General features: G+C 38.9%; 23 protein-coding genes. 10 read left to right on the top strand and 13 right to left on the bottom strand.

The window, feature by feature from the left end:
• Positions 1-13 precede the first annotated feature (13 nt).
• The 3 genes from MTT09_RS07520 to MTT09_RS07510 are packed head-to-tail and all read right to left on the bottom strand — an operon-like array spanning position 14 to position 1,663.
• A complete protein-coding gene (locus MTT09_RS07520) occupies positions 14-271 on the bottom strand; it encodes a heavy-metal-associated domain-containing protein (RefSeq protein ID WP_012140020.1) in 258 nt (85 codons plus the stop codon).
• Positions 264-587, bottom strand: a complete 324-nt coding sequence (locus MTT09_RS07515; RefSeq protein WP_087580921.1) for an aryl sulfotransferase — start codon at positions 585-587, stop codon at positions 264-266. The genes MTT09_RS07520 and MTT09_RS07515 overlap by 8 nt, the downstream gene beginning before the upstream one ends.
• Positions 584-1,663: a transglutaminase domain-containing protein gene (locus MTT09_RS07510; RefSeq protein ID WP_429803399.1), complete on the bottom strand. Its 1,080-nt coding sequence runs from the start codon at positions 1,661-1,663 to the stop codon at positions 584-586. Before MTT09_RS07510 ends, MTT09_RS07515 begins: the two co-directional genes overlap by 4 nt.
• 91 nt (positions 1,664-1,754) lie before the next feature.
• Between MTT09_RS07510 and MTT09_RS07505 the strand changes: the two genes are divergently transcribed.
• The 5 genes from MTT09_RS07505 to MTT09_RS07485 all read left to right on the top strand — a co-directional run bounded on the left by MTT09_RS07505 (position 1,755) and on the right by MTT09_RS07485 (position 5,422).
• Complete coding sequence (locus MTT09_RS07505; RefSeq protein WP_002942642.1) at positions 1,755-1,922, top strand: hypothetical protein; 168 nt, start codon at positions 1,755-1,757, stop codon at positions 1,920-1,922.
• 1 nt (position 1,923) lies between these two features.
• Complete coding sequence (gene cmoB / locus MTT09_RS07500; protein WP_429803725.1) at positions 1,924-2,793, top strand: tRNA 5-methoxyuridine(34)/uridine 5-oxyacetic acid(34) synthase CmoB; 870 nt, start codon at positions 1,924-1,926, stop codon at positions 2,791-2,793.
• Between the two features lie 8 nt (positions 2,794-2,801).
• Positions 2,802-3,341, top strand: a complete 540-nt coding sequence (locus tag MTT09_RS07495; protein WP_087580924.1) for a thioesterase — start codon at positions 2,802-2,804, stop codon at positions 3,339-3,341.
• Positions 3,342-3,537: 196 nt separating this feature from the next.
• On the top strand, positions 3,538-4,875 hold the full coding sequence (locus tag MTT09_RS07490; RefSeq protein WP_193798899.1) for a major outer membrane protein: 1,338 nt from the start codon (positions 3,538-3,540) through the stop codon (positions 4,873-4,875).
• A gap of 115 nt (positions 4,876-4,990) precedes the next feature.
• Entirely contained in the window at positions 4,991-5,422 is a 432-nt protein-coding gene (locus MTT09_RS07485; RefSeq protein ID WP_429803398.1) for a trehalose-6-phosphate synthase, read from the top strand.
• A 54-nt stretch (positions 5,423-5,476) separates the two neighbouring features.
• Here the strand turns inward: MTT09_RS07485 and ppk2 are convergent, their stop codons facing one another.
• The gene (ppk2, locus tag MTT09_RS07480) at positions 5,477-6,286 is read right to left on the bottom strand and encodes a polyphosphate kinase 2 (RefSeq protein ID WP_002942696.1); all 810 of its coding nucleotides are present in this window, start codon (positions 6,284-6,286) and stop codon (positions 5,477-5,479) included.
• 107 nt (positions 6,287-6,393) lie between these two features.
• On the opposite strand from ppk2, the gene dsbD reads away from it, so the two are divergent.
• A complete protein-coding gene (gene dsbD / locus MTT09_RS07475) occupies positions 6,394-8,121 on the top strand; it encodes a protein-disulfide reductase DsbD (protein WP_429803397.1) in 1,728 nt (575 codons plus the stop codon).
• A gap of 649 nt (positions 8,122-8,770) precedes the next feature.
• Here dsbD and kdsB read toward each other — a convergent pair.
• The 6 genes from kdsB to MTT09_RS07445 are packed head-to-tail and all read right to left on the bottom strand — an operon-like array spanning position 8,771 to position 14,094.
• The gene (kdsB, locus tag MTT09_RS07470) at positions 8,771-9,481 is read right to left on the bottom strand and encodes a 3-deoxy-manno-octulosonate cytidylyltransferase (protein WP_429803396.1); all 711 of its coding nucleotides are present in this window, start codon (positions 9,479-9,481) and stop codon (positions 8,771-8,773) included.
• Entirely contained in the window at positions 9,478-10,941 is a 1,464-nt protein-coding gene (gene thrC, locus MTT09_RS07465) for a threonine synthase (RefSeq protein WP_429803395.1), read from the bottom strand. Before thrC ends, kdsB begins: the two co-directional genes overlap by 4 nt.
• Positions 10,938-11,252: a divalent-cation tolerance protein CutA gene (gene cutA, locus MTT09_RS07460; protein ID WP_429803394.1), complete on the bottom strand. Its 315-nt coding sequence runs from the start codon at positions 11,250-11,252 to the stop codon at positions 10,938-10,940. The genes thrC and cutA overlap by 4 nt, the downstream gene beginning before the upstream one ends.
• A gap of 50 nt (positions 11,253-11,302) precedes the next feature.
• Positions 11,303-12,223: a tetraacyldisaccharide 4'-kinase gene (locus MTT09_RS07455; RefSeq protein ID WP_103650586.1), complete on the bottom strand. Its 921-nt coding sequence runs from the start codon at positions 12,221-12,223 to the stop codon at positions 11,303-11,305.
• Positions 12,216-13,346: a DegT/DnrJ/EryC1/StrS family aminotransferase gene (locus MTT09_RS07450; RefSeq protein ID WP_103650585.1), complete on the bottom strand. Its 1,131-nt coding sequence runs from the start codon at positions 13,344-13,346 to the stop codon at positions 12,216-12,218. The genes MTT09_RS07455 and MTT09_RS07450 overlap by 8 nt, the downstream gene beginning before the upstream one ends.
• A gap of 10 nt (positions 13,347-13,356) precedes the next feature.
• Positions 13,357-14,094, bottom strand: coding sequence for an NAD+ synthase (locus MTT09_RS07445; RefSeq protein WP_009294132.1), 738 nt, complete (start codon positions 14,092-14,094; stop codon positions 13,357-13,359).
• Positions 14,095-14,214: 120 nt separating this feature from the next.
• On the opposite strand from MTT09_RS07445, the gene MTT09_RS07440 reads away from it, so the two are divergent.
• Positions 14,215-14,817 (top strand): MBL fold metallo-hydrolase, encoded by a 603-nt coding sequence (locus tag MTT09_RS07440; RefSeq protein WP_103650584.1) that lies wholly within the window; start codon positions 14,215-14,217, stop codon positions 14,815-14,817.
• Between the two features lie 150 nt (positions 14,818-14,967).
• On the opposite strand, the gene dnaK is transcribed toward MTT09_RS07440, so the two are convergent.
• The 3 genes from dnaK to MTT09_RS07425 are packed head-to-tail and all read right to left on the bottom strand — an operon-like array spanning position 14,968 to position 18,207.
• Entirely contained in the window at positions 14,968-16,842 is a 1,875-nt protein-coding gene (gene dnaK / locus MTT09_RS07435; RefSeq protein ID WP_002942660.1) for a molecular chaperone DnaK, read from the bottom strand.
• 31 nt (positions 16,843-16,873) lie between these two features.
• Entirely contained in the window at positions 16,874-17,416 is a 543-nt protein-coding gene (gene grpE / locus MTT09_RS07430; RefSeq protein ID WP_009294121.1) for a nucleotide exchange factor GrpE, read from the bottom strand.
• Complete coding sequence (locus tag MTT09_RS07425) at positions 17,413-18,207, bottom strand: HrcA family transcriptional regulator (protein WP_429803393.1); 795 nt, start codon at positions 18,205-18,207, stop codon at positions 17,413-17,415. The genes grpE and MTT09_RS07425 overlap by 4 nt, the downstream gene beginning before the upstream one ends.
• A gap of 356 nt (positions 18,208-18,563) precedes the next feature.
• On the opposite strand from MTT09_RS07425, the gene MTT09_RS07420 reads away from it, so the two are divergent.
• From MTT09_RS07420 to MTT09_RS07410, 3 genes are all read left to right on the top strand, one after another.
• Positions 18,564-18,734: a hypothetical protein gene (locus MTT09_RS07420; RefSeq protein WP_429803392.1), complete on the top strand. Its 171-nt coding sequence runs from the start codon at positions 18,564-18,566 to the stop codon at positions 18,732-18,734.
• Between the two features lie 201 nt (positions 18,735-18,935).
• The gene (locus tag MTT09_RS07415) at positions 18,936-19,181 is read left to right on the top strand and encodes a DNA-binding protein (protein ID WP_009294123.1); all 246 of its coding nucleotides are present in this window, start codon (positions 18,936-18,938) and stop codon (positions 19,179-19,181) included.
• On the top strand, positions 19,182-19,361 hold the full coding sequence (locus tag MTT09_RS07410; RefSeq protein WP_429803391.1) for a hypothetical protein: 180 nt from the start codon (positions 19,182-19,184) through the stop codon (positions 19,359-19,361).
• Positions 19,362-19,437: the final 76 nt, after the last annotated feature.

The following is a 19,437-nucleotide window of genomic DNA, read 5'->3' as shown; positions in this document are numbered from 1 at the left end:
TGCCTCCATAAATTTATTTTATCTCGCCCTTATAGCCAGTCGCATCGACCGCCTTTAAAAGCTCTTTTTCATCGACCTTGTCATCTGCTATAACGACAGCTTTTCGCTCTTTTAGCGATACATCTGCCTTTTTTACGCCCTCAACGCTAAGTGCGGCCTTTCGAACTATCGCTGTGCAAAGCGGACAGTGCATGCTAGGCACTGAAATTTCTATAGTTTTCTCAGCGTAGCAACTAAGTGCAAGAAGGGCTAAAACTAAAATTTTACGCATAAATTTCTCCTAAAAGCTCCGGATATGTAAGGAGCAAAAGTAGTATCACTCCAAAAAGTATATATATAAGTATCCATTTTTTCTTTTTGTAGGCTAGGTTGCAGCTTTTTGGCTTGTAAAATAAAGCCACACCTGAGATCACAAAGCAAATGACCGCCACGACGCTTAAAGGGACGCGGTACTCGTATAAATTTTGTGTCCATGATAAAAATGAAAAAGATGTGCCAAAAAGCAAGAAAAGAAGTGCCGGTAAGCAGCACAAGGTAGCGCCGATAGCACTACCTATGGATGTTAGTATCAGCCAAAAGGCTCTCATTTTAGCTCTGTTGATACGTAGTCGTAGCTAAATTCTTTTGGCGAATAGTAGTTTTGCGTGTTGCCATCAACTTCAGCGTATGGATAGCCAAAGTTGTTTAGCGGAGTTTGCTCTGGAGTTGGCTTTAAGATAAAGTCACGTCCGTAGTTAAAGCCTATCCAGCACATCTCCCAGTTACCAAAGCAATAGTCCCTAACAGCTACGATTTTAGCGTCGTCGTTTGTAAGCTTTTCACCAAGTCTTACCTTTGTAACATCAGCTGGATCAACCGGTATCCAACCATAGCCTTTTAGGTAAAACTCAGCCCTGCAGTGCTGTCCGCCTGAAATTTTAGCCACGCCGTCTTTTGCACTACCCATCTGGTCTGAAAATCTAGACTGACCAACTCTAATGCCAAAAATTTCTCTTGCAGGGATGCCGACTGATCTGCAAAGTCCCACAAAAACTGAGTTTATGTCGGTGCATTTACCAACTAGCTTGCCGCTTTCTAGGATCGCTCTAACGTCGCCCGTGCCACATCCAAGGATGCTGTTATCGCGCTGCATAGTGTTTGCAACCCACGTATATATCGCTTTTGCGCGCTCCAAATCGCCCTTTAAATTTCCAACGATCTCAAGCGCTTTTGCCCTTACGACGCCATCTGTTGGGATGTGTGAAGTTGGTTTTAAAAACTCCAAAACAGCAGGATCGACCTTCTCATTTGGATCGAAATTTACCTTGCTAAAGTCGGTATTGCGCTCTGTTGTTTGGATCTTAAACTGGATATTTAAAATAGGTCTTTGCTCATTTTCTTCAAATTCGCCATACATTGTTGGTATTAGCGTGTCTGAGATATAGACGTTTTTAGCGGTTGTGTTTATGACGTAGTCTTGGGTTAGTTGCTGATAAGTGGTGCTTAGTGGGAGCGGTAGCCAAATTCTTGAGCTTTTGCCATTTTCAAGCAGCTGGTGTTTGAAATTTACGTCAAAATTTCTAACTACTGGGTTAGCTGGCTCGTCGCTAGCTAGAGTGACACTTGGAAGCAGACTTGCTGCACCTAAAAAACTACTGAATTTAAAAAAATCTCTTCTTTGCATAAAATGCCTTTTGCTTAATCTTAGCCAAACTTGGCTCTAAAACTGCCTGCTATTCTAGCATAAAATTTTTATTTATGATAAAATCCGCCACATGAAAAAGATTATATTTTTAGGCTTTATAGCGCTATTTTGCAACGGTTGTCTTTATATGAATGAGCGTGGAGTTTCGACTCAGTATTATAATGATTGTAAAGAGTATTATGACGCAACTGGCACCTACCAAAAAGAGTGTCCGCACAACATCGTCGACTGGAAATAGCGTGGATCTTAGCAAATTTAACGAGCAGCAAAAGCAAATTTTTAATAAGATAGAAAATTTAGCAAATTTTGATTGTGAATTTAGCCTCTCTGATAGCGTAAATGTCAAATTTAAAAATTTAGACCAAGCTAAAAAAGATGAAATTTACAACCTCGCCCTTAGCCTAAAGCCTTGGCGAAAAGGGCCATTTGAGCTTGATGATATATATATAGATAGCGAGTGGCAAAGTTTTATTAAATTTAACATCCTAGCCCCACATCTAAATTTAGCTGGCAAGTGCGTGGCTGACGTGGGTTGCAACAATGGATATTATATGTTTAAGATGCTTAGTTATGGCCCAAAAAGCATAACTGGCTTTGATCCTAGCGTGCATACATATTTGCAGTTTGCTTTTTTAAATAAATTTATCCGCTCAAAGATCAATTATGAGCTTCTTGGGGTAGAGAGCTTGCCTGAATACGCAGCTAAATTTGACACCATTTTTTGCCTTGGTGTCATATATCACAGAAGCGATCCTATAAAGATGCTAAAAGAGCTAAAAACCGCGCTAAATCCTGGCGGTGAGCTATTTTTAGATACGATGTATATAGATATGGATGGCGACTTTGCACTTACACCAAAGGATAGGTACTCTAAAATTCCAAATATCTACTTTGTGCCAACGCTTAGCGCGCTTTGCAACTGGTGCGAGAGGGCTAAATTTAAGGATTTTACCCTGCTTGATACAAAGGCGACTGATCTAAATGAGCAGCGCAAAACGCAGTGGATAGATGGAGAAAGTCTTGGGAATTTCTTAGACCCAGACGATAATACAAAGACCATAGAGGGCTACCCAGCTCCAAAAAGAGCCTACGTGAGAGTTAAAATTTAAGGATAAATATGGCAGATGAAAATATTTTTGAAGCAAAAGACGAATCACAAATAATCCTCCCAGAGGACGAAAACCCGCTAAGAAACGAGATAAAAACAGCACCTCTAACAAAGCTAAATTTTAGTGGAACGGCATTTTTGCTTGAGAAAAATCACGCAAAAACTAGATTTTTTACCACAGCTGATATGGTAAGCGACGCAGAAGGGCTCATACATAGCGGTTTTGTATTCATGGGGGCAAACTACGCAGCGCTTTTAGCTATAAATGAAGAATTTTGCGTTAGCATCGGTGCTAGGATAAATTTCTTTGGACCGCTCAAGCTTGGCGATGTGGTCGAATTTGACGCACAAGCAAGGTTTGAAGAGAGCAGAAAAAGAGAGGTAAAAGTGATAGGCTACGTAAAAGAGATCAAGATCTTTGAGGGTGTCTTTCAGCTAGTCACACTTGAAGAGCATATCTTTGTCACTCAGCAAAAAAATATCCAAAAAGAAGCCGCTATAAGACAAAAGAAAGAGCGCGAAGAGGCACAGGCTAAAAACAACGGCTAAATTTAACTGATGAGATATAAATTCTCATCTTTTAACTTCAAATAAACTCAAATTTTTAAAGACAAATCTTATCTTATTATCTTATTTTGGTAAACAATCGGTAATAATTTTTGAAATTTTTAACGAAATTTAAGCTATAAAATTAATTTTCTATGATAATATCCTTTCAAAACATTTTTATCAAAAGGAGATTTAGATGAAACTTACAAAAGTTAGCTTAGCTGCTTTGGTTGCTTTAGGTGCATTTTCAAGCGTTGCAAGTGCAACTCCACTTGAAGAAGCTATAAAAAACGTTGATCTTTCAGGATTTGCAAGATATCGTTATACAAATGATCATTACAAATCAAACCCTGATACAAAAGCAAAAACAAACGACACAGCATCTCATGCTTTTAGAATGGAAACAGCATTTAAGGCTGCTATCGATGATAACTTCTTTGGTGTTTTGAGACTAAGATACTCTACTTCAGATGGTTCTGGCGATAATGCAGGAGCTGGCACAGATAAAACAAATACAACTGGAACATTCGGTGTTTATGAGATGTATCTAGGCTATAAAGTGGCTAATACTACCATCACAGCTGGTAAACAACTTGTCAAAGGTTTCTTTATCGATAGTGATATAGCTGGCACTGGTCTAAAAGTAGTAAGCACTGATGTGCCTGGTCTTACTTTAACAGCTGCTGCTTATGATGCTATTGATAACGATGCTGAAGTAGACCTAAATGCTCCAGTTGCTCCAGCAGTAGTCGGTACACCAAAAAAAGATGCTTTTGGACACATAAAATATAAAGCTAAAAGCCCAGATATAGATGGCCCATTATTGTCAAGACTAGGCAGTGATGAATTTAGTGATGCTGCTGGCAATATCTATAACTTAGGTGCTATGGGTAACTATGATCCAGTATCATTTAAAGTAGCAATTACAAATATCCAAGAGGTTGCTACACTTTACGGCACTGAAGCTGGTGTAAGCTTTAATGTAACAGATGATGTAAATCTAAACTTAAAAGGCCAGTATGCTTATAGTGACTCAGATCATAAAAAAGTAGCTGATGCAACTTTCTGGGCAGTACAAGCTGGCACAAAACTATTTGGTGCTAAACTTAACGCTGGTTATTTAGACTTTGACGCTAAAAACAAAGAAAATGATGCTAAAAACAAAGATAAAATTGCATTTACATCAATTGATGGAAATGGCGAGCTAATCAACCCAACTAAAATACTAAATGGTGTAATGTCTGGTGGATCACAATACTATAACAACATCAAGGGCAACAACGATTACTGGTTTGTTAATGCAGGATATGATATAGATAAATTTGGCTTTGGTGCTGGATATACTCAAGGTAAAGGTACAAGCTATGCGCTTGGTAAAGAGAGAGCAAAAAGAAACGAATGGTCTCTTGATGCTAGCTATAAATACAGCAAAAAACTCACATTCCTTTCTTGGTATGCAGCTGCTAAAGACAAAAAAGATGGCGAAAGCTACAAACAAGATCGTATCAGATTTGAAGCAAAATATAGCTTCTAAAAACATTTATCCGAGCGAGCTTTCGCTCGGATCTTCTAGACTTCTCAATACTTAATCAAAATCAGCAAATATAACCAATAAAATCTATATAATGCCAAACAAAAAAAGGCAAAAAATGTATCTTTTCTCTCTCATTACGCATTTAGTTTGCGCCATTATCTTTATAGGTTATGTATTTTTTGATGTTTGCATATATCCATTTGCCAAAAAAGCGATAAATCCACAAACTCTTGAAGCTGTCAAAAAAGCCTATACAAAAGGCAGTGCAAAGGTTTTTGGCACAGCGTTTTTACTACTTTTGATAAGTGGGGCATATATGGCAAAGGACTATCTTGGAGGCGAGCATGGTTGGTGGCAGAGCAACTTTCAAAAGCTTTTGCTAGCAAAGATCGCAGTTTTGCTTCTGATGTGCCTTATCACTTTCATCTCTGTTTTTAATGTCACTATCTTAAAAAAAACAGATCCATTTGGTAAATTTTCACATCTTATAGCTCTTGTGCTTTGTCTAGTAATGGTCATTTTAGCAAAACTTATGTGGTGGCTTTAGCAAAACTTGGCCATAAATTTAAAGCACAAAATTTATAGCCAAGCCCAAACAAATTTAGTCTATGCTCTTTAGCTTATCTTTATTTAGCCCCTCTTCTATGCGCTTGATCTCCTCACTGCCATCTCTTACGACGCTTTTATCGTATTTTAGATATTCATCTATCTTTTTTGGATACTCGACGTGAGTTAGGATAAATTTAAAGACATTTAGCCTAGCCTCCTTTTTATTGTCGCTTGAGACGATAACCCACGGCGAGATGCTGTTGTGAGAGGCAAGTAGCATCGAGTATTTGGCGATGGAGTACTGATCCCAAAGCTCTTGTGCTTTTTGATCTACTGGAGAGATCTTAAACTGCTTTAGCGGGTCGTTTAGGCGCTCTTTGAAGCGCTTTTTTTGCTCCTCTTTTGTGATCGAGAGGTAAATTTTAAAGAAAATGATGCCTGAGTTTATGATCATCTCTTCAAATTTTGGCACCTCACGCAAGAACTCTTTATGCTCAGCCTGCGTGCAAAAGCCCATCACTGGCTCGACACCAGCTCTGTTATACCAGCTCCTATCAAAGATCACGATCTCGCCAGCGCTTGGCAGATGTGTCACATATCTTTGAAAGTACCACTGCGTCTTCTCGACGTCACTTGGCTTTGTAAGCGCCACGATACGGCAACCGCGCGGATTTAGATGCTCGGTTAGGCGCTTTATCGTGCCACCCTTGCCAGCTGCATCTCGCCCCTCCATTAGCATGAGCACCCTAAGCCCCTTGTCTTTGACATGATTTTGGAATTTTAAAAGTTCTATCTGAAGCAGCCTTAGCTCTTCTTCGTAGCCAAGTTTATCGCTCTTTTGGTGCTTTTTATCTTTTGACATCATCGCTCCTTTTAAAAATTTCACGCTTTTTCACGATTTTACTATAAAATAGAATAAATTTAAGAATTTAGACTAAAATCATCTCTTTTAATTTAGCAAGGATTAGCATGTTTTTTAAATTTATTTTTTCTCTCATTTTATTTGCAGGCTCGCTTTTTGCCGAGGTTTTAGACGTTAGTAAGGCATTTGTTTTAAGCCCCAGCATCGATGAACAAGGCGCGGAGATCAAGTTTAAATTTGGCGAAAATATCTATCTTTACAAAGATAGCTTTGAGGTTAAGCTTGGCGAAGAGAAGATAAACAGCCTCTTAAATATGCCAAAGAGCGAAAACACCGGCGAATACGAAATTTATCCAAAAGATTTTTCACTATTTATCCCACTAAATTTAGTAAAAGAGCATCTTAAAAACGGCAATGTTAGGCTAAATTTAAGCTATCAGGGTTGTGCTAAAAATGGCATCTGTTACCGCCCACAAACTAAAATTTATGACATATTTGAGAAATTTGGCAAATTTAGCATCATAGCTTTTGAAAAAGAGCAAAAAGACGAGGCAAATCCTGAATTTAGCGAGCTTTCAGAAGATCAAAGCATCGCAAACGAGCTAAGTAGTAAAAACTTTTTTATCTCGCTTGCGACATTTTTTGGCTACGGCCTCTTGCTCTCGCTCACACCTTGCGTCTTTCCGATGATACCGATCTTATCAAGCATCATCGTCTCAAAGGGTGGCAGCCTAAATGCCAAAAAAGGCTTCTTGCTCTCGCTAGTCTATGTCGTTGCGATGAGCATTGCCTACGCACTTGCTGGCGTTGGGGCAAGCCTGCTTGGCTTTGGCATCGCAGGAGCACTCCAAAACATCTATGTACTCGGCGCATTTGCGGCCATTTTTGTCATCTTAAGCTTTAGTATGTTTGGCTTTTACGACATCAAACTGCCGTCAAAATTTGAAAACTTAATCAGCAAAAAGTCACAAAACAGCTCAGGCCTCATCGGCGTTTTCATCATGGGCTTTGCCTCAGCGCTCATCGTCTCGCCTTGCGTGGCAGCACCGCTAGCAGGCGCACTTCTTTACATCGCGCAAAGCGGAGATGCCATTTATGGGGGCATCATGCTCTTTGTCATGGGGCTAGGCATGGGCGCACCGCTTCTTTTGATAGGGCTAAGCTCAGGCAAGCTCCTGCCAAGACCTGGTGGCTGGATGGATGAGGTCAAAAAACTCTTTGGCTTTTTGATGCTCATCATGTCCATTTGGATCCTCGCACGCGTGCTTGGAGCGTTTTTTGAGCTGCTTGGTTATGGCGTCATAGGCGTCTTTGCAGCCATTTATCTTGGCGCTTTTGAGGCAGCAAATAGCGGCTGGGCTAAATTTAAAAAAGCACTTTGCGTACTAGCTTTTATCTACTCTCTGATGCTGATAATCGGCGCATTTTTGGGCTCAAAAGATGCATTTTCGCCACTTTCTGGGCTAAATTTAGCCAAAAACGATAGCGAGCTAAATTTCAAAGAAGCTAGGAATTTAAACGAGCTAAATGAGATGATAAAAAGCTCAAACAAGCCAGTACTTGTGGATTTTTATGCCGACTGGTGCGCGAGCTGCAAAGAGATAGAGCATATCACTTTTAAGGACGCTGGCGTGAAAAATGCTTTGGCAAAATTTACGCTTATTCGCATCGACGTGACAAGTGGCGGGGCGCAAAATGATGAGATGTTAAGAAATTTTGGACTCATCGATCCGCCTGCACTTCTACTTTTTAAAGACGGCGAGGAGCAAAAAGCACTTAGAACGATCGGCTTTATAAATGTTAAAAATTTCATAGCAAAGCTTGAGAAAATTTAGATTACAAAGGCAAATTTGGCTGGAATTTTAAATTTATCAGCCAAATTTCTCTAGGTTTTGCAGAGCTTGCGACTAGCTAGAAGCGTAGCGAATAAGTAAATTTATATCGTGCAGCAACGTGAGTAAAATCGCAAAGTCAAAAACTATCAAAATTTTTAAAATATCTTAGTGATTTTGGTTTGACTCTAGGACGGCAAAGCAACTAAAATGCAATCAAATTTTACTCATCTCACGTCTAAACAAGACCGAAAGCCAAAGATAAAAAACCTCGCTTGAGCGGATCACCTTAAATTTACAAAAATTAAGATATGCCACTAAATAAAAATATAAACCAAATTTAGCTTAACACCAAGGCAACCAACGCAACTAAAAATTTAATCATTTTTTTGCCAAACCACGCACAAACAAGACCACGAGATCAAAAAACTTCAGTCAAGTTTGCAATTTAGAACATCTCAGCAAATAGGCAAAATTATTCAAATAAATTTAAAATATGAAGTTCGCAGTAAATTTAACCAATAACACGGCTAAATTGAGCAAGAGCACAAAATCAAAGGTAAAAAAAATCAGCCAAACCATTACCCAAATTTATAAAAATTTAGATTTTGCTCTGACTAAGCAAAAACGCCAAAGCAGAGCAAATTTAGGCTCATTTACCAAATTTAGCTAGTGCTCTTTGGTAGTCCTCTTCGCTATCGATGCCGATACTTTGACTTTCAACCTCTAGCATCGCTATCTTTTTGCCATTTTCTAAGGCGCGCAGCTGCTCGAGCTTCTCAGTATTTTCAAGGCTTGAAGGCAAGAGGCCGCAAAACTCTTTTAGGCTTTTTACGCTGTATCCATAGATGCCAAGGTGCGCCTTGTAGCTTTTGCACTCGCTTCTGTTAAATGGTATCCTCGATCTTGAAAAATAAAGCGCGTAGCCCTCAAAATCAGTCACCACTTTGACTAAATTTTTATCATCTGCAAACTCATCGTCCATCTTTTTGTAACAAGAAAACATAAAGGCTTTCTCCTTATTTTGCTCGCAAAATGCCCTAAATTTAGCGATATTTTCAGGCTCGATAAATGGCTCATCAGCCTGAACATTTATGATGATCTCACTCTCATTTAGCCCCAAAATTTGCGCCGCTTCGTTTATCCTATCAGTGCCACTTTGATGATCTTTGCTAGTTAGCACAGCTTTTATGCCGTGAGCCTTGGCGATATCAAGCACGCTTGGCTCGTCCACCGCAACCGCCACATCGTCCACGCCGCTTACTCTAAGAGTCGTCGCCACAAACATCGGCACGCCATTTATCTCTTTTAAAATTTTATTACTAAACCTTGTTGAAGCAAGGCGGGCAGGGATGATTATCATCGCTCGATCCATTCTAGGACGCACTTTTCGATCTCGTCCTCTTTTATGATATTTTTATGCAAAATTTTTGCGCTAAATAGCGAGTTTATCGAGCTTGGCACGCTGTCATTTAAGATTTTAGCGGTCTTTGCCAGCGCATCTTTTTCATCTTTTGTATCTTTGATCTGGCACGCTTTGATCATGCTTGGCGTAAATTTCACCCAGTGCGCGGTCGATGTGATGACGTTTATGCGGCTAGCATCCACCATTTTAAAGCAAGTAGCCGTATGCGGATCGATCGCGTAGCCGTCCTTTGCGAGCTTTGCGATATATGCCTCGCACTCTTTGTCGTCGCACCAGCTAGCCTCAAAGTCCTCTTTTAGCGCTTCAAGCTCTTGTTTGCTAAGCTTATAAAATTTGTTTTTTGCGAGGCTTTGCATGAGCTCATTAGTTCGCTCGCTACCAAATTTATCAAACAGCAAGCGCTCGACGTTTGAGCTTATCAAAATGTCCATGGCTGGGCTTATCGTCTTAACCAGCTTTTTGTCTCTTAGGTCATAAACGCCGGTGGTAAAAAACTGCGTCAAGATGTTGTTTGCGTTTGAGGCGATCTTGATCTTGCCGATCTTTGCGCCCATTTTTTTAGCGTAATACGCCCCAAGAGCGTTGCCAAAATTTCCACTTGGCACGATGATGTCAAAGCTCTCGTTTGCCTTAAGCGCTTTTTGTTTTAGCAAATTTGCGTAGGCGTAAGCGTGATAGATGATCTGAAAGAGGATTCTTCCAAAATTTACCGAGTTTGCCGCGCTTAGTTTAAGGCGTTTTTTCTTAAGCTCAGATTTAAATTTATCATTTGCAAGCAGCGTTTTTAGCGCTCTTTGAGCGTCATCAAAGTCGCCTTTTATGCCAAAAACCTTTAAATTTTCACCCTGCATGGTCTGCATCTGAAGCTTTTGCACCTCGCTCGTGCCGCCGTCTGGATAGAGGCAGACGACCTTTATATTTTCATCATTTGCAAAAGTCTGAAGTGTCGCAGGGCCCGTGTCACCGCTAGTTGCGCACATGATAAGGTATCTTTCGCCCCTCTCTTTTGCTAGCTGGCTAAGCAGCGAGCCAAAAGGCTGAAGCGCCATATCCTTAAATGCCCTAGTTGGGCCGTGATAGAGCTCATTTACGTATAAATTTTTATCTATTTTTTTAAAAATGACTGGGTGCTTTGGGTCATCAAAGCTTGCGTATCTCTTGAGCGCTTTTTTGAAAAACGCCTCTGGCACGTCAAATTTAAATAGCGAGATGATGTGAAGTGCGAGCTTTTCGTAGCTTAGGCTTGAGAGCTCTTGCCACTTTGCCTTTGTGATCTTTGGTAGCTTCTTTGGCGCGTAAAGTCCGCCGTGAGTGGAGCTTGGGCTAAGCATAGCTGTGCTTAAATTTACATTTTTTACCTTTTCATCTTTTACACTTCTAGTTGGTGTTAGTCTCATTTTTTGCCTTTTTTGGTTGATTTTTTTATCCAATTTTCATATTTTTTAAAAACATCTTTTGGCTTAAGTGCCAAAATTTCTGGGGTTTCGTAGCTGTGGTGCTTTCTTATAAATTTAGCTACTTTTTTAAATTTCACGTCCGTTTTTATGAGTAAAATTTGCTCTTTTTCAACGCAAAGCTTCTCTTGCCAAAGATAAATGCTCTTTGCACTAAAGCTACTCACGCAAGCTGCAAGTCCCTTTTTTACGAGCTTTTTGCTTAGTTTTTTTGCCTCTTTTTTCTTTGCGACTGAGGTGATTAAAATTCTCATTTTGATCTAAATTTTCCTTTTAAAAAGTGGCTCATTATAACAAAATGGGCTTAAATTTGCTGTGCCAAAACCTTTTTAAACTCCTCGCTTAGCGTAACTTCAAGCGTGATAAGCGATACCCTTAGCCCAAAATCCTTTACCTTTACATAGTCCTTTTGTGTCATCAAAAGCGAGGTAGCGCCGTAGGTTTGCAAAATTTCACTTAGCTCTTCTTTTGAAAAGTCGTAGTGGTCAGGGAAAAATACCTGCCCTACGCACTCGCTAAAAAATGCCTCAAGGCGGGCTGGATTTGCTATGGCGGTAACTAGCACCATTTTTTCAGTTTTATTTAAAATTTCGCTCTTTCTAAAGTGAGTTTGCCCCTCACGTGCGATGAAGTCACCAAATTTATAAAAGCTAAATGGATATCTATAAGCCCCGCTTGGTAGGCAAAGCTTTAGCTTTGGCTCTGGGTTTGGACGCACCAATATGTCAAATTTAGCTATGTCAAATTTAGAAAATCCATCGTCTAGCAAGATATACTTTGCGCCCTGAGTTTTGGAGTAGTTTATAGCTACTTTTCTATCTTCACTAACGATCACATTTGCGTTTTTAAGGCTTGTAGCATATATCATCGCCTCATCGCCACTTGCCGCCACGTCAAGTAAAATTTCGCCATCTCTTGCGACAACTTGCATGCCTTTGCTCTTTCTTTTATAGCCTCTAAGGATGATAAAAGCGCCTTCGAAATTCTTAGCGATAGCGACGCAAAGTGGGGTCTTGCCGCTTCCTCCAAGGGTTAAGTTTCCAACGCTTATTATTTTTATACCAAACTCTTTTTTTTGCGCGCTAAATTTCTTGCAAACTATGACTAGAGCGTAGATAAGACTTAGTGGCAAAAGTAAAAATGCTAGTAAGATTTGAAAGAAATTTGGGCGAAAGAAGTAGTCATTCGCCCAAGAGTGTAAAAGGATGTTAAATTTCTTAAACACGTGATTTAGAAATTTCTTTTACCGTGTTGCAGATATATTGCACCTCTTCGTCACTCAAACTATGATATATAGGTAGCGACAAGACTTGTTGATACGCTTTTAGAGCATTTGGAAAGTCATTTACTTTAAGCGAATATTTATTTTTATAATAACTTAGCAAATGTATCGGTATGTAGTGCAGCGAAGTGTGAATTCCGTGCTCCAAAAGCTCTCTAGCAAAGCTGTCGCGGTTTTTATTTATCTTGATGATGTATTGAGTGTAGATGTGCTCGCGTTTTTTGACTGGAGTTGTGATGTTGTGACACTCTTTAAGCTCTTTATCGTAAATTTCAGCGATCTTTTTTCTGCGTTTTATAAGCTCGTCTGTCTTTTCAAGCTGAGCGATAGAAAATGCCGCATTTATCGAGTTTATGTCGTATTTTAAACCGATATCAACGACGTCGTAGATGTAGCTTAAACTACCAAATTTATCTATACCATTTACAAGGGCGTAGTTACGAAGTAGTTTTGCTTTTTTATAGACCTCTTCGTCATTTGTAGTGAAAAATCCAACTGTTGATATAGGGTTTTGCACGCGTGAGTTTGTCTGAAAGCATGATAAAAACGAGTCTGAACCAACCTTTTTGCCATTGTATGTTAGTCCTATGCCTCGGTTTGCGTCATCTAAAACGACGATGCCATATTTTTCGCAGATAGCCTTTATCTCATCAAGCCTAGCGCTTTGTCCAGCGATGTGTGAGATGAAAGCACATTTTAGTTTTTTGTGATTTTGCTCTTTTAGCACCTTTTCAAGGGCTTCTGGACTGATGTTAAAGTCCTCTTCATCGATATCAACAAAGATAGGCTCGGCATCAAAATGTCTAACAGCCTGAGCCACGCTAGGGAAGGCATTTACTGAGCAGATGACCTTATCGCCACGCTTTGTATCCATCGCACTTAGCGCTAAATGGTGCGCTGCTGCGATGTTATTTGTAGTGACAACAAATTTAGCACCAAAGTACTCTTTTAGCTTTTCTTCAAATTTAGCAACCGTATCAGTAGCATTTTCAGAATGCAAAGCCTCTTCGATAAGCTCACTCTCACGCTCAGTGATAGTTGGTTTGTAAAACGGAATTTCTCTCATCTTTAATCCTTTAAATTTTCACTATCAACGGCATTTGTCGTTTAAACCTGTTTGACACAACTCTATTTTCTATATCCAAGACCGCTTTTAATCCAAACTTTTTGATGGCTTGCTCCTTGTTATTTTCTAAATTTTGTAAAATCTCGTCGATAACAGCGTAGCTGTAACCTATGTCGCCCTCGTCACTTTGCCCATCCCAAAGATCGGCCGAAGGTGCTTTTTTGATAAAATTTTCATCAACACCAAGATGTTTTGCAAATTCAAAAATTTCACTCTTATAAAGCTCTCCGATAGGATTTATCGCGCACGCCAAATCCCCAAATATCGTGCCATAACCAAGCATAAGCTCACTTTTGTTGCTTGTGCCGATGACTAGAGCGTTTATACTAGATGAATAATCATAAAGCAAGCTCATTCTAACTCTAGCTGCTAAATTCCCTTTTCTTAAATTGCTTAAATTTACATCTATCGTTTCGTAAAAGGCATTTAAAATACCCTCTATGGATAAAACCTTATATTTTATGTTTAGTTTTTCACATAAATTTAAAGCGTCGTCCATATTTTCTTTGTTTGATGATGCTGTTGGCATGATGAGTGCGTGAGTTTCATCTGGCTTTGCTCTCGCACAAAGTGTCGCAACCACAGCAGAATCAATACCGCCGCTTACACCTAATAGTAGTTTTTTACCTTTAGTTTTATCTTTTAAGCTAAAAACTAAAGTTTCTTCTATTTTTTGATACCCCTTCATTGTCCCTTTGCCTAAATTTGCTTCCTTTTGCAAAAATTATACTAATTAAATTTAAAATTTTTCTTTAAGTTTAAGTAAAAAGATGTAAATATTTAAGAAATAATAAATTTAAGGTAAGAAATGAGAGTAATGCATAAAAGTTTTGGCGATTTTGGGACAAATTGCTACATCGTTACCAAAAATGGCTCAAGTTTAGTGATAGATCCAGGCGATGGGGCAAAAGAGTGGGTTTTGCAAAATGCACAAAATTTAAAGGCGATACTTTGCACTCATGGGCATTTTGACCATATTTACGACGTGAGCGAGCTAAAAAATGAGCTAAAAATCCCAGTTTATATCAATAAATTTGATGCTTTTATGTGTGAGAGTGACATTTTTGGCTATATGAAAAACACCTTTGTGCCAGACATTTTGGCTCAAGGCGATGAGAGCTTTGTAGTGGGTGACTTTTCTTTTAAATTTCACCATTTTCCAGGGCACACGCCAGGCTGCTCGATGATAGAGATAGAAGATGTGATGTTTAGTGGAGATTTTTTATTTAAAGGTAGCATCGGACGCTGGGACTTTCCATATTCGGATAAAAATGAGATGCTAAAAAGCCTAGAAAAATGTAAAAATCTAAAGGGCGACTTCACTCTTTATCCAGGACACGGCGAAAGCAGCACGCTAAAAGCCGAGCAACAAGAGCTTGATAGGTGGGTAGAGATCGTTAAAAGGTCTTGATTTTTGGAGTGCGGCTAAATTTTTGCGTTTTAGAAATTTATACTTTTTATCTTACAAGATGATGTTGCCAGTGTGTGTTAAGAATTTTTAGAAGTTTAAATTTATAGGTTAAATTTAAAAGAGCAAGGCAAATGCCCTGCTCTAGGAGTTTTACTCGACTTCAGCGTCTATGACGTCGTCGTCTTTTTTGTTATTTCCGCCGTTTGCGCCAGCGTTTTCATCTTTTTTATACATAGCTTCTGCTAGTTTGTGGCTAGCTTTGCTTAGAGCTTCTACTTTTGCATCGATTTGCTCTTTTGAAGAGTTTTCATCTTTTAAGACCTCTTTTAGATCATTTAGCGCAGCTTCGATGTTGCTTCTATCCTCAGCTGGGACTTTCTCGCCAAGCTCGCTCATGCTCTTTTCAGTTTGATGAACTAGTGCATCGGCTTGGTTTCTAGCTTCGACTGCGTCTTTGCGCTTTTTATCCTCTTCTTTGTGAAGCTCAGCATCTTTTACCATGCTATTTATCTCATCTTCGCTAAGACCGCTTGATCCTGAGATAGTGATGTTTTGGGCTTTGCCAGTCGCTTTATCTTTTGCTGAAACGGTTAAAATTCCGTTTGCGTCGATGTCAAATTCGACTTCGATTTGAGGCACGCCTCTTGGAGCTGCTGGGATGCCCTCTAAGTTGAAGTTACCAAGTGATTTATTATCCCTTGCAAACTCACGCTCACCTTGTAAAACCATGATAGTAACGGCACTTTGGTTATCTTCAGCGGTTGAGAAGACTTGACTTTTCTTAGTTGGTATAGTTGTGCCTTTTTCGATGATCTTTGTCATCACGCCGCCAAGTGTCTCGATACCAAGGCTAAGTGGAGTAACGTCAAGAAGTAGCACGTCTTTAACGTCACCTTTTATAACCGCACCTTGGATCGCAGCACCGATAGCCACGACTTCATCTGGATTTACGCTCTTATTTAGCTCTTTGCCAAATGCCTTTTTAACCTCTTCTTGAACAAGTGGCACACGAGTTGAACCACCGACCATTACGACCTCTTTGATGTCGCTCTTGCTTAGACCTGCATCTTTGATGACTTCATTTATCTTAGTGATAGTCTCGCCCACAAGTGAGTCGATCATGCCTTCAAATTTAGCACGAGTTAGCTTTTTGACAAGGTGTTTTGGACCAGTCGCATCAGCTGTGATAAATGGTAAATTTATCTCAGTCTCTTGAGCTGAGCTTAGCTCTTTTTTAGCATTTTCAGCTGCTTCTTTTAAGCGTTGAAGCGCCATGATATCGCCTTTTAGATCGATACCGGTTTCATTTTTAAACTCACTTACTAGCCAGTCGATGATCTTGTTATCAAAGTCATCACCGCCTAAGAATGCGTTACCGCCAGTTGCCAAAACTTCAACGATGTTATCGCCAGTTTCAAGCACTGTAACGTCAAATGTACCACCACCTAGGTCATAAACTAAAATTTTCTCAGCCTCTTTTTTATCAAGACCATAAGCAAGCGCCGCAGCTGTTGGCTCATTGATGATACGAAGCACGTTTAGACCAGCGATCGTTCCAGCCTCTTTTGTAGCCTTTCTTTGGCTATCGTTAAAGTATGCAGGCACAGTGATGACCGCGTCTGTTACCTTTTCACCAAGGTATGCTTCAGCGTCTTCTTTTAGTTTGATAAGAATTTTTGCTGAAATTTCTTGCGGAGTATAGACCTTACCAGCGATCTCAACCGCGCAAGCGCCATTTCTATCTACAACATGATATGGCAAGCGAGCCTTTGCCTCTTCAGCATTTTTTTCATTGCTCATCAAACCCATGATACGTTTGATAGAATATATCGTTTTTTCAGGGTTTGTAACTGCTTGACGTTTTGCAACGTCGCCTACTAGAATTTCACCTTTGTCTGTAAAAGCAACGACAGATGGAGTTGTGTTTTTGCCCTCTTTGTTTGGGATAACCTTACTCTCGCCGCGCTCAAAAACGCTCACACAAGAGTTTGTTGTACCTAAGTCTATACCTATAACTTTTGACATATTTTTCCTTTATTAGATTTATTTTTTAAATTTAGTTTGCCACACTGACCATAGCTGGGCGCAAAACCCTACCATTTATCATATAGCCCTTTTGTAAAGCTTGCACGATCTGACCGCTCTGCTTCTCCTCGCTATCGACCCTTAAAACGGCATTATGCACATTTGGATCAAACTCGGCATCAGTTGCAATCTCGCTCACGCCATGCTTTTCAAAACATTTCTTAAACTGATTTATCGTTATCAAAATGCCCTCTTTGATCTTTTTAGCAAATTCATCATCCTCTGGGTCAAAATTTGCAGCGATCTCGAGCGCATCGATGACTGGTAGCAAGTCCCTTGCAAATTTCTCATTTGCATAGCTTGCAACGTCTGCTTTCTCTTTTTCATAACGCTTTTTGATATTTTCAAACTCAGCATTTGCTCTGTAATATTTATCAGTGATCTCGCCAAGCTCCTTTTCGAGCTTCTCCACTTTTGAGATATCACCAAGTGCATCTAAATTTACGCTATCGCTAGCTGCCTCTTGCACAGGCTCGACCTCAGGCAGATTTTGCTCTTTTACCTCTTCGCTCACGCGGCCTCCTTTATTAGATTTATAAATTTCACATAATCAGTATAAACACTGCCAGCACAGATCATCTGCGCCTCGCTACCAAGGTAGTTTGCTTTAAATTTAAGCCCCATGTAATTTTCATCAAACATAGGAGAAAATGTAAGCTTTTCGTCCATCTGCAAGCTAAAACTTGGGTCAAAAACCATCTTAAAGTGTCTATCCTTAAACATATCAAAGGCTAAAATTTCATTTTCTTGGAAGTAAATTTTAGTCCTTTTAAGCTCTCTTATCTTGTTTTTTAGTTCGCTTAAGCCAACTTGAGAACAGATAAGCTCAAGCTTGTCTAAGCTAACTCCGATAAGGTTGTTTAAAAATTTATACATCCTAGCGTCAAATTTAATGGCGATCTCATCGCCACTAAAATTTAAAACCAGATATCTATCATTTAAATTTAAAATTTCTAGCAACTCCTTATCGATCGTGCCAAAAATCATACAATAAAGCTCAAACTCATCACAGAGCATCTTTAAGCTTCTTGGGTCATTTATCTCTAAATTTATGTCGTTTTCGCCAAAAATTTCACTCCAATATCTTCTCATCGCAGCGATAGTTGGGATCCTGCCGCCACTGATGTGAAGCTTTGTGATCTCGCCCTCATCTGAAAGCTTTTTGAAATAAACACGTATCGTAGATGCCGGTATCGCCACGCTCATACGAGAGCCAAGCTCGTTTGAGCCAATAGGCGCATTGTCCTGCAAATAGGCTTCAATGATAGAATTTAGTATCAAATCGCGTTTATTTGTTTTACTCACTTTTAGCACTCTTTCTTTTTAATTGCTAAGCGGATTATACAACTTTAGTTTATCAATGTCAAGTATATAAGTTAAAAAAATTTATTTATATATATTTAGCCTATATAACTAAAGTTTTATAAGGCTTTTGATGTAGGGTTTGGCTGAGAAATTTATATTAAAATGTTTTGATGTAACGCTGGTTTTAGCTACTAGAAAGACTATGTGGCTATTTAGTTTTATGTTCTGATTTTGTAGTGAGCTTGCATTTTTAGCAAGCTGTTTCTGCGCTAGGTTATTTGTTAAATCAAGCCGTTTTATCTGTTCTTAGTTATTTTACAGCAAGCTATTTTATATAAGTTGCGACTAAATTTGAAATGAATCGCCACTACAGCAACCTATTTCAAGGCAACCTATATCTTGATACAAGTTTTTTAAATAAAGTATTTTTAAAACAAGTTACATCAAGATCAAGCTCTTTTATGCCAAAACATCTAAACAAATTTAAACAAAAACCACTTATCCCAAAAGCAAGAAATTTAAACTAGAAATTAATCTTAAGTTTAAACAACTCTTATCTCAAATTTTCGATCATTTTTCAAATTTTTAATAGATTTTTATACGTTTTAACGTATATTATAAATAATTTTTAGTATGTTTAATACTTTATATTGATATTTATATACTATTTTACATTATTTATATAATATTTTAGGTATATTTAATGAAAAAAAACGTATAATTCTTCAATGATTGAAACAAGTGATATATTTAATTTGCTTCACAATGCAGTTGAAGCAAAAAATATCGGTAAGAAAATTTCACAAGCAAAAATGGCAGAGGATCTTGGCGTGCCGATGAGGACATATCAGGACTGGAGGCTTGGCAACTCAAAGCCGCAGGCTGCTGCTGCTGTTTGCAAACTGCTATGTGAGCTTGACGATGATGAAATATTATTTGTTGTCAATAAGATGAGAAAATTGCTAGGAAAATAGATGGAAAATTTAACACAAAAAGAGAGAATCGACCTTGAGAGCGTTTTTGCAGTTATTTGCACTAAAAAAGAGTCAAAATTTTTGGTTACTTACAAGGATCTATACTCGGCTGCAGCTTCAAAATTTCATGTAGTTAAAAACAAGATCAAAAAAGCAAGAGAAAAAAGAGCCAAAATTTAATATTTTTGGCTTGAAGTTTAGTTATTTTATAAATTTAGTAGCCAAAAAGACCGTCAAATAAATTTCATCCTACCTA

It is taken from the genome of Campylobacter concisus (genome assembly GCF_050447505.1).
Taxonomy (GTDB): Bacteria; Campylobacterota; Campylobacteria; order Campylobacterales; family Campylobacteraceae; genus Campylobacter_A; species Campylobacter_A concisus_BP.
Note: the sequence above shows the minus strand (reverse complement) of the source record. Positions and strands in the feature narration are given on the sequence as shown.

Excerpts from the sequence above, each read along its gene's own strand:
- MTT09_RS07520 (WP_012140020.1), bottom strand. The coding sequence starts at position 271 with ATGCGTAAAATTTTAGTTTTAGCCCTTCTTGCACTTAGTTGCTACGCT.
- MTT09_RS07515 (WP_087580921.1), bottom strand. The coding sequence starts at position 587 with ATGAGAGCCTTTTGGCTGATACTAACATCCATAGGTAGTGCTATCGGC.
- MTT09_RS07510 (WP_429803399.1), bottom strand. The coding sequence starts at position 1,663 with ATGCAAAGAAGAGATTTTTTTAAATTCAGTAGTTTTTTAGGTGCAGCA.
- MTT09_RS07505 (WP_002942642.1), top strand. The coding sequence starts at position 1,755 with ATGAAAAAGATTATATTTTTAGGCTTTATAGCGCTATTTTGCAACGGT.
- MTT09_RS07495 (WP_087580924.1), top strand. The coding sequence starts at position 2,802 with ATGGCAGATGAAAATATTTTTGAAGCAAAAGACGAATCACAAATAATC.
- MTT09_RS07490 (WP_193798899.1), top strand. The coding sequence starts at position 3,538 with ATGAAACTTACAAAAGTTAGCTTAGCTGCTTTGGTTGCTTTAGGTGCA.
- MTT09_RS07485 (WP_429803398.1), top strand. The coding sequence starts at position 4,991 with ATGTATCTTTTCTCTCTCATTACGCATTTAGTTTGCGCCATTATCTTT.
- ppk2 (WP_002942696.1), bottom strand. The coding sequence starts at position 6,286 with ATGTCAAAAGATAAAAAGCACCAAAAGAGCGATAAACTTGGCTACGAA.
- dsbD (WP_429803397.1), top strand. The coding sequence starts at position 6,394 with ATGTTTTTTAAATTTATTTTTTCTCTCATTTTATTTGCAGGCTCGCTT.
- kdsB (WP_429803396.1), bottom strand. The coding sequence starts at position 9,481 with ATGATAATCATCCCTGCCCGCCTTGCTTCAACAAGGTTTAGTAATAAA.
- thrC (WP_429803395.1), bottom strand. The coding sequence starts at position 10,941 with ATGAGACTAACACCAACTAGAAGTGTAAAAGATGAAAAGGTAAAAAAT.
- cutA (WP_429803394.1), bottom strand. The coding sequence starts at position 11,252 with ATGAGAATTTTAATCACCTCAGTCGCAAAGAAAAAAGAGGCAAAAAAA.
- MTT09_RS07450 (WP_103650585.1), bottom strand. The coding sequence starts at position 13,346 with ATGAGAGAAATTCCGTTTTACAAACCAACTATCACTGAGCGTGAGAGT.
- MTT09_RS07445 (WP_009294132.1), bottom strand. The coding sequence starts at position 14,094 with ATGAAGGGGTATCAAAAAATAGAAGAAACTTTAGTTTTTAGCTTAAAA.
- MTT09_RS07440 (WP_103650584.1), top strand. The coding sequence starts at position 14,215 with ATGAGAGTAATGCATAAAAGTTTTGGCGATTTTGGGACAAATTGCTAC.
- dnaK (WP_002942660.1), bottom strand. The coding sequence starts at position 16,842 with ATGTCAAAAGTTATAGGTATAGACTTAGGTACAACAAACTCTTGTGTG.
- MTT09_RS07420 (WP_429803392.1), top strand. The coding sequence starts at position 18,564 with ATGAATCGCCACTACAGCAACCTATTTCAAGGCAACCTATATCTTGAT.
- MTT09_RS07415 (WP_009294123.1), top strand. The coding sequence starts at position 18,936 with ATGATTGAAACAAGTGATATATTTAATTTGCTTCACAATGCAGTTGAA.
- MTT09_RS07410 (WP_429803391.1), top strand. The coding sequence starts at position 19,182 with ATGGAAAATTTAACACAAAAAGAGAGAATCGACCTTGAGAGCGTTTTT.